This window comes from Enterobacter cloacae complex sp. P12RS (genome assembly GCF_014895875.1).
GTDB classification, from domain to species: domain Bacteria; phylum Pseudomonadota; class Gammaproteobacteria; order Enterobacterales; family Enterobacteriaceae; genus Enterobacter; species Enterobacter bugandensis.
This window is the reverse complement of record NZ_JADBQO010000123.1, coordinates 1-385: the sequence shown is the minus strand read 5'-3', so window position 1 is coordinate 385 and position 385 is coordinate 1. Positions and strand designations below refer to the sequence as shown.

Below are 385 nucleotides of genomic sequence, written 5' to 3'. Positions count from 1 at the left end.
AAGAAAAAAAATTTTTTACACTATCTTTGACTATTGAAATTTTTAAAGAAACATCTCCCTGCCATTCATAGCTAATGACGTCATCATTAGTATTATCAAATTCATTTATAAGTGGCAATTTCTTTCTTAATAGGGCATTATTGACTTGCATCTCCCGAAATGTCTCATATGCATTATTTAACTTCATATTGGAAAAAAAGCACGAATATTTATTTAAGCCATCGTATGGACTAGCAGTATTTTCTTTTTGACAATAAGTTGACAACCCTTTCTCTATTAGATTTTTATTCTTAACATCTGCATTAGCCTCTTTGAAAAATAAAATATAGTTTTGATCCTGAACTATCAGATGGTCGCTAACTTCGAGAGCCTCGTTATAGGGAGA

General features: G+C 30.6%; 1 pseudogene. It reads right to left on the bottom strand.

Annotated features, from left to right (window positions below):
- A pseudogene (locus IM284_RS23215) lies at positions 1-385 on the bottom strand (hypothetical protein); the annotation flags it as partial.